Source organism: Actinomadura sp. CNU-125 (assembly GCF_001942465.1).
In the GTDB taxonomy this organism is placed as follows: domain Bacteria; phylum Actinomycetota; class Actinomycetes; order Streptosporangiales; family Streptosporangiaceae; genus Spirillospora.
This window is the reverse complement of sequence record NZ_MKJY01000253.1, coordinates 1-8,131: the sequence shown is the minus strand read 5'-3', so window position 1 is coordinate 8,131 and position 8,131 is coordinate 1. Positions and strand designations below refer to the sequence as shown.

The 8,131-nt window shown below is 73.9% G+C and carries 4 protein-coding genes; 1 reads left to right on the top strand and 3 read right to left on the bottom strand.

Translation table 11 applies throughout. The features are described from left to right. Together BJF79_RS26930 and BJF79_RS55890 are read right to left on the bottom strand one after the other, a co-directional pair. A partial coding sequence (locus tag BJF79_RS26930) for a hypothetical protein (protein ID WP_262402638.1) occupies window positions 1-3,902 on the bottom strand: 3,902 nt, incomplete at its 3' end. After that, window positions 3,872-4,663, bottom strand: a complete 792-nt coding sequence (locus BJF79_RS55890) for a hypothetical protein (protein WP_075901525.1) — start codon at window positions 4,661-4,663, stop codon at window positions 3,872-3,874. The genes BJF79_RS26930 and BJF79_RS55890, both read right to left, overlap by 31 nt. A 1,559-nt stretch (window positions 4,664-6,222) precedes the next feature. Between BJF79_RS55890 and BJF79_RS55885 the strand changes: the two genes are divergently transcribed. Continuing rightward, window positions 6,223-6,636, top strand: coding sequence for a hypothetical protein (locus BJF79_RS55885; protein ID WP_158079303.1), 414 nt, complete (start codon window positions 6,223-6,225; stop codon window positions 6,634-6,636). Between the two features lie 1,116 nt (window positions 6,637-7,752). Here the strand turns inward: BJF79_RS55885 and BJF79_RS61800 are convergent. Continuing rightward, the coding region (locus tag BJF79_RS61800) for a hypothetical protein (RefSeq protein ID WP_262402637.1) at window positions 7,753-8,131 on the bottom strand (379 nt) is incomplete at its 5' end.

Here is an 8,131-nt window from a genome sequence, read left to right as displayed (position 1 = left end):
TGCAGGATGACGTCGACGTCGAACACGAAGTGCCGGTAGTTGCGGGTGGCCTCCTGGTTGGCCTCGTCGGTCATGCCGAGTTCGCCGTCGGTCTCCCCGGCCCGGTCGCGGCCGTACTCGTAGCCGCCGATCCCCTGCGTCGTCGTTTCCCCGGCCTCGCCGCCGCCCTCGGGGCCGACCACGAGCTTGAAGTCCCGGGAGTGGCCCGACTTGGCCTTGTCGGCCTGGCTCTCCTGCGCGTACACCCGTCCCTTGAACCGGGGGTCCTCGGCCGGGCCGACGGGACGCGCGGCGGTGATCTCGATGCCGGCGGTGACGTTCCGCGAACCGACGGGGATCGTGTACCGGTTGTGCAGCAGGTCCCCGATGTACGGACGGATGAGCTCGGGGCTCGTGAAGTGCATGTACCGCTGCCCGGCGACGGTGGTGAAGTCCAGGCCGGGGACGTGCCACGCCCCGGGCTCCGCGAGTGCGGGGCCGGTCGGGCGCCGGTAGGGGGACGCGGGCAGTGCGGCCCAGCGCTCGACGGCGGAGGCGAACGGGACGCCCCACGGGTGCAGGTTCTCGGCAAGGGCCCGCTCCGCCGGGCCGACGTGTCCGGTCGCGGGACGGCCGGGCGTCCACCTGGGGGTGCCGCCGAACGCGGGTGCCGGGGCGGCGGGGGCGTCCAGCGTCGCGACGTGCCCGGGGACCAGGAGCCGGATGTCGCCCGTCACCGCGTTGGGGGCGTCGGGCTCGATGACCGTGTGCGAGATGAAGGGACGGCGCGTGTACCAGCGGTCGCCGGCACGGGGGTCGTTGCCGCCCAGCAGGCGTCCGGTGCCGATGACGGTCTCGCGGATGCCGCGCACGGGCACGTTCAGTAGTTCGGGCGGCTCGGTGCTGACGCCCATCTCGACCTGGAACCGGAGGGGGTGGTGGAACTCGATGGAGCCCTCCCGGGTTCCGGCCCGATGGATGTCGAGCTTGCGGTCGTGCACCTCCTTGCCCTGGGTCGCCTCCCCGGCCGCCTCGCCCTTGATCTCCATGCCGCCGTGCCGGTGGACGCCGTCGGACCCGTAACCGTCGCCGCGGCCGCGGATCTCGAACGTCCCGCCGTACTTGAACGCGGTGCCGACGGACCGGTGGTGCTCGGTCTGCCCCTCGCCGCGCAGCGTCAGCTTCACCTCGGGCCGCGGGAGCTGGCCGGTCGCGGCGCCGAGGTTCGCCGACACCCTGATCCACACGTACCGCGTCCCGCCGAACGGCTGCGGGATCGGGATCCAGCGCTGGACGCCGGAGCCGAGCAGGGCGCCGTGCTGGTTGCGCAGCGCCTCGGGCGAGAACGCCGCCTCGATCTCCCGCGTGAACATGTTCGGCCGGTTGCCGCCGGGGAAGTAACCGCGGACGACGCCCTGCTCCCGGAGCCAGTCCATGATGCGCGGCACGAGTCCCCCGGCGTTCAGGGTCTCCGGATAGGACGAGCCCGCGATCATGCCCGGCGGGACGTGACGCGTCGGCGCGGCCGGCTCGGGCGGGGTCACGCCGGGCGCACTCAGCCCCAGGTCGTGCATCCGCCGTTGCGGGACCATCATCTGCATCCCGTCCGTCACCTGCACGAACCGGGTCTGCCGGTTCCGCCTGCTCCCCTTCCACTGGTGCAGCGTGATCTCGAAAACGGGGTCGGTCTGGAACGTGTGCGCGGTGCCGCCGTAGGTCGCGCGCGTGATGTCGATGTTCCCGTGCAGGTCGGCCGTCTCCGTCTTGCGCTCGGCGGAGACGTTGCTCCCGACCACCAGCTGGACCCGGCCGCCGGGCCCGTGGTGCTCCCCGCCGGACGGCGACCCCTCCGGGGCGCTCGAATGCCCGTCCGCCTCCGACCCGAGCATGAACTGCGGACCGGCGGTGAACGTGTGCGCCCCCTTCACCTTGTGCTCGGTGCCGTGCTTGTGGGTCCGCTGCCCCTGCGCGTACTGCTCGATCTCCGTCTCGCTCGCACCCACGTGCCGTGGCCGCTGCGCGTGCACCTTGATCGTGAACGCCTGCTTGCGCCCGTCCCGGGTCGGCGGCAGGGACTCGGTCCGGCCCGTGCTCCCGGCGAGGCTGGAGAAGAACGCCGCGAGCTGGTCCGGCCGCGTCATGTTCCGGATCGCGGGCGGCCAGTTCGAAGGGTCGTCGACCCAGCTTCGGGGCAGGTCGTTGGCCCGCGCGTACATCTCGGCGGCCGTGCGCGGCAGTTCCGGTATCACCGTGAACGCCGGGTACACGCCCGATGTCCCCGCCCCCGTGAAGTTGACGGTCTCACGGCTCGGCAACCGCGGAACGGTCACCGCGTCGCCCGCGTTCTGCAGCTCCTGAGGGGTGTACGGCCGCGCGGGCCGGTGCTCCCGCGGGACGACGACCCGCCCGGTGACGTCCCCGGGCCGGTCGATCCACCACGTCGTGGCCCGCTCGCCCTCCGGGCGCACGGTGATCTCGTAGACGACGTTGTAGTTGTGCTCGTCCACCATCCCGGTGGTCTCGGTGCGCCGGTACGACTTCGCCGTCCCGCCGAACTCGTTCTTGACCGTGTGGGCGTACTCGCCCTGGAAGCTCCAGGCGCCGAGGATGAACCGCATGTACGGGAGCCGCCCCAGCCGGACGCCGCCGCCCCCGCTCAACTGCACGCCGATCTCGGTGTTGCGGTGCCCGGAGCTCCCGGCCGCCATCATCGCCCGCCCGTTGACGGTCATCTCGTAGCCGTCGCCGCCGATCCGTTCGCCGACGAACCCCTGCACGGAGACGTTGTACCGGCGTCCGCCCAGCGTGATGGTGCGGTCGATCCCGGCCATGACGGCGGGCAGGTCGGCTTCGAGCGCGGGACGGCTGAACCAGGTGGACAGGTCGAGGTCGGCCTGCGCCCAGTCGGCCGGACGCCCACCCGACAGCTCCCCGTGCCGGTCCGCCATGACGGCGCGGATCTGCTGGTGGACGAGCTCGGCCCCCGGCAGCAGGCTCTGCATGCCGAACCCGATGCCCCGCCGCGCCGCCAGCGGCAACGGCTCGTGATGGGCGGGATCGACGGCGACCGGCCGGTCGAGCACGGTCGGCCGCCGGTACGCCGCCTCGGACGGCATCGCGCCCTGCGGCCGCGCCAGCACCGGCACCCGCGGGCCCGGCACCCGCGGCCCGGCCCCGCCCGCGCCCGTCCCCGCCCCGGGTCGCAGGCTCGGTGTCTGCACGGCGCCGGTCAGGTTCTCCTCGAACCCGGCGGCCTCGGCCCGCGGGACACTGACCTCCGCCTCGACGACCACGCTGGTCGGCGGCACGTTGTGCGACGTCGAACGCGTGTCGACGTTGAAGCGCAGCCCCACCCGGTACCTCGACTGCTCACCACCGCGGTTCAGCACCGTGTGCCCGAGCGCCTGCTCGGCGAGCCCGTGCCCGGCCGACCGGGAGAACGGCACCGACAGGCCGCCGCGGAACAGCCCCCGGTCGCCGTCCGCCGGGTGATGCGCGTCGGGGTGCGCGTCCTGCTCGTTGTTGCCGTAGTAGGTGACGGCATAGCCGACGGATGCCTTGCTCTTGCCCTCCTTCGTCGGCTTGGACGTCACACCGCCGCCGGAGTCCTCGCGGATCGCCATCGTCGTGTCGCCGATGTATTGCAGGCTCTCGACCTGCGCACTGATCGCGAAATGCCCGTTGAACCGCCTGACCGGCCCCGCCGCCATCGACACCTTCGCGGTCGGCACCCCGTTGCCGAGCACCAGCCGGCTCCGGTTGCGCACCGACTTCTCGCTGAGATGCCCCCCGATCTCGTCCATCACCTCCTTGACCGCGGCGGGCGGCAGCCCGGCCGCCAGCAGCTGCCGCTGCAGGTCGGCCACGGCGGGGATGGTGTTGACCGCGTTGATCACCTCGGTCGCCGGCGACGGCCGCTGCACGCCCCCCGCACCGGCCGGCGCGGCCGCCGCCGGGGGCGCCGCGGTCGCGGCGAGCGGACGCGGTTCGTTCGCGGCGGTCGAGGGGGCTCGGGGAAGTCGACGGCGAACCGCTGCGGCAACCGCACGTCGTTCGGCCGCTCCACGCCGTCCACGAACACCTTGACGGCCATGCCGGAGTCGAACCGGGTGTTGTTCGCCACGAAGAGCTTGCGGCCCGCGATGAGCGCCCGGTCACCGGCGTGCTCGGCCTTCGTCGACGAGCTCGCCGTGAACGCCGGAAGCCCGGAGATCAGCGTCGCCGCCGCACCCGTGCCGACACCGAAGAACGTCAGGAGCAGCCCGTCGATCCCGTGCGTGGTGTCACCGCCCGTCTTGCCGCCGGACATCATCGAGGCGAAGGAGACCTTGAACTTGCGAATGTCGCCGGTCGGCTGCGTCCCCAGACTCGCGTCCTGCAGGACCGGACGGACCCAGACGAGGTGGCCGTCCACCACGGCCGTCCGTCCGTTCTGGAAGAGGTCCTGCCATTTCGCGATGTCCGCCTCAGCGGTCGCCTCATTGGCGAGCACCCCGCCCACGAGGTTCCGGATGCCGGCGTCCAGCCGCGGGCCGTCCCGGTGCCGTCCGACCGCGTTCCCGATCTGGCCGGTCCAGTCCCGGATCTCCCCCGCGGTCCACCGGTCGACCCTTTCGATCGTCGCCTCGCCCATCGCGTCGACGTCGACGTACCACGGCGGCCGCCGCGCCGGCGGAGCCTCCACCGGCGGCTCCGCCGCAGGCGCGTCGCCACCCGCGGCGGCGTCTCCACCCGCTCCGGCTCCGACGAGGCCACGGACGGAGGCAACGGCACCGACACCCCACTCGGCTCCGACGAAACCACCGACGGAGGCAACGGCACCGAGGCGGGCTCGACCGGATCGGGCTCCGACGAAACCACCGACGGAGGCAACGGCACCGAGGCGGGCTCGATCGGGTCGGGCTCCGGTGGCGCGGGCGGCACGTGCAGGACGCCCTCGCCGGTCACCGGATCGACGACCAGCACGTCCGCGCCGAGCAGCCCGGCGAGGTCGTCGACGAAGGACGGCTCCTCCTCGGCCGACAGCGTCCCCGCCCCCGGCGTCACCAGCGACACCGGCATCCCGGGCGAGTACGCCGGGTTCCCGGTGATCCACGTGACCGTCTCGTCCAGGTCGAGCGGACGGCCGTCCACGGTCAGCGTCCCGGCTCCTGCGTCCAGTTCGCCGTGGACGACGAGGACACCGCCGTTCGGAGGCGCCTCCGCCGGGGGCGTGCCCGGACTGGCGACGGTGTGGCCGGGCCCATGGCGCCTGATCTGCGCTTCCGTGGCGTCCTCCGCCGCGATGGCGGCGCTGATGTCCGCCATCCGGGCGTCGATCTCGGCCTCGGCCACCATGTCCACGAGGGCGTTCACTTCGGCGTCGATGTAGGGGCCGCCCGTGCCGGACGCCTGGGCCGCGAGGGCGGCCTCCAGATCCGCCGTGTAACCGGCCCACGCCTGCCACGCCGCGTCCGCGTCCTCCTGCTGCCGGAAGTAGTGGGCGAGTTCCGGTGTGGCGGCCTGCGGATGCTCCGTCGTGGCGGGCGTGCGCGGCGTGAACCGCCGACCCGTGCCCTCCGCCTCCCGTCCGCGCGGGAAGGGGCGACGGGGCGGTGCCCGGCGCGGGAGCGGCCGGGTCGGTCGAAGTCGTGCCGCGTGGCCCCCCGGACGGCTCCGGCGACCCGGCCCGCGGCAACGCCCCCTCCGAGGCCGGCAATGGCGCCGCCGGTCGCTGCGGCGGCTCGACGGCCGGGGTGAACTCCGGGACGGTCGGCGATGCGGGACGTTCCGGCGGCGTGGGCGGACTCGACGGGGGTTCGGCCTGGGACGCTCGGGGCGCGGCCGGATCGCGGTCCCCGCGCCCGTCGCCGGGTCGGTGACGATCGTCACCGGTCCGCCGAGGCCGGTGGCCAGATCCTCGGCGAACGATGCGATCGCTCGGGGGTTCGACGCGGCGCCCGGAATGAGCAGGTTCACCGGGTCCCCCGGCTCGTAGCCGGTGTTGCGGCCGATCCAACGGCGCGTGTCCGCGGCGTCACGCGGCCGTCCGTCGTCCATCACCAGTGTCCCGGCCCGGGGATCGAAGTCACCGGCGAGCCAGACGGCGGGATCGTCGGGAGGCGGCGGCTGCACGGGCGGGGTTCCGTCCGCCGCGGCGGCGGCCTCGGCCTTGGCGCGATCCTCTTCGAAGGCCGCGATCTGCACGCGTGCGGCGAGATCGTCGACCCGGGCGCCGGTGTTCGAGGATTCGATTCCGGCCGCGTGATCGTCCTGCGCCTGGTCGTAAGCCGCCCAGAGAGCGAGCCGCCGATCCTTCGCCGCCTCCGCGGCGTTCGCCAGCAGGTCACGGTTCAGGGCGGCCTCGCGAGCCGGATCCATCGGCTGCGACCGCTGCCGGGCGTCTCGGTCCGTTCCGTGGAGGCGGGCGGCGCCGCCTCCGCGGGCCGTCCGGTCACGGGCGCGGGCGTGGTGCCGCCCGCCGAACTCTGCGCGGGCGCCGTCGGTGGTGCGGGGGTCGTCTGGCCCGTGGTCGACTGCGGCGACGCGGGTGCTTCCTCCGGCGCGGGCGTGGTCGTGGACGACGCGGGCGCCTTCGGCTTCGTCGACGGTGCCTTGCCCGCCGTCTCGGTGCCCTGGGGTGCGGGCTTCTGCGTGTCGCCGATCGTCCGGCCCTGACCGGTGAAGGCCGACTCCCCGGGCTGGGCGCGGTTGATCGGACGAGCGATGGCGGGAGCCGGCTCTGGAAGGCCGACGTCCACCCGGATGGTCGGTCTCCCGGAACGCGGCGGCGGAGTCTGCTGCTGAACCGGCTGGAGTTCCACCGTGCTCCCGCCAGGGCGGTGGCCGGCGCCTCCGCCGCCCGTCTGTCCGCTGGGCGTCGGGGTCGAGGAACCCGCCCCCTTCGGCGCGACGGTGTCGCCGCCGCGTCCCGGCTTCTGAGTCGTGGCCGAACTCGACGACGTCCGATCCGGCCGCCGCTCGGGCGGGGACTCCAACGGCCCCCGGTCCCCCGCCCCCGCCCGGTCGTGGGCGGCCTGACCCGCGCGGTCGGCCGGTGTCGCGCGGGCGGGTGGCTCCGCGCCGCCCACCGGACGGCCGCCGACCGTCGCCTCCGCCGGGGGCGTGGGGGCGGTCGCGTCGTCACCGAAGGTGAACGTGACGGGCTGGCCGTACTCGACGCGGGCGGGTTCCGGCGGCGGAGACTCGGGGGCATCCGGCAGATCACGCGGCGGCGGCGACCCCGGCGTCACCAGGCCGGCCGGCTCGCCATCACCCGCACGCCGCCCGGGCCCCTCGAACGGCGACCGCTGACCATCCCCGGTGCTCGCGGTGGGATCGTCGGTCGTCCGCTGCACCCCGACCGACACCCTGACGGTGCCGTCCGTCAGCTCGAAGTTCCGCACACCCGGATGCACGATGAACGTGCCGTCCTCCAGCCCACCCGGCCCCACCTGAACGACCTGGCCGTCATGCCAGACATGGGTCCGCCCGGGCAGGTCCTGCGGCAACCCATCAATCGGGACCGTCGGCTCCCGACGAGCGGGCACGACACCCCCGTCCAACGTCCGCCCGGGCCCCTCGAACGGCCTCGTGGGCGGCTCCGGAAGATGCGCCTCCTGAACCTGGACGGTCACACCCGTGACACCCGCGTTGGGAGGAGCCTCATACGACGGCCCGACCAACGCGACATCCGGTTCGGCCGGGACAAAGTCCAGCGTGAGCTGCGTGGTCTGCGTATCGGGACCCTGCACGCCGCCGGGCCCGTCCACAGGCCGACCAGACGTCTCCCCGTCACCGACACGGTGTCCGGTTCCGGTGAAGGACGACTGCGCGGGCGGCGACGCCGGGCGGCGGATGTCCACCTGCACCTCGAAGCCGCCCCCGTCCGACCACCGGGGCAACGGAGGCGCACCGACCGGCGAGGACGAAGACGACGTACTCGAATCCCCAGACGACGATCCCCCCGAGGACGACGACGGACGCACCGGTGACGGCTCGCGCGAACCGCTCCCCGACGACCCCGAACCATGCCTCGCAGGCGCCGAACCACCCTGCACAGGCGCCGAACCGCCCTCCTTCCCGGGCGCCGAACCATCCCTCCCAGGCGCCGAGCCGCCCTTCACGGGCGCCGAGCCCTCCTGCACAGGCGCCGAACCGCCCTCCTTCCCGG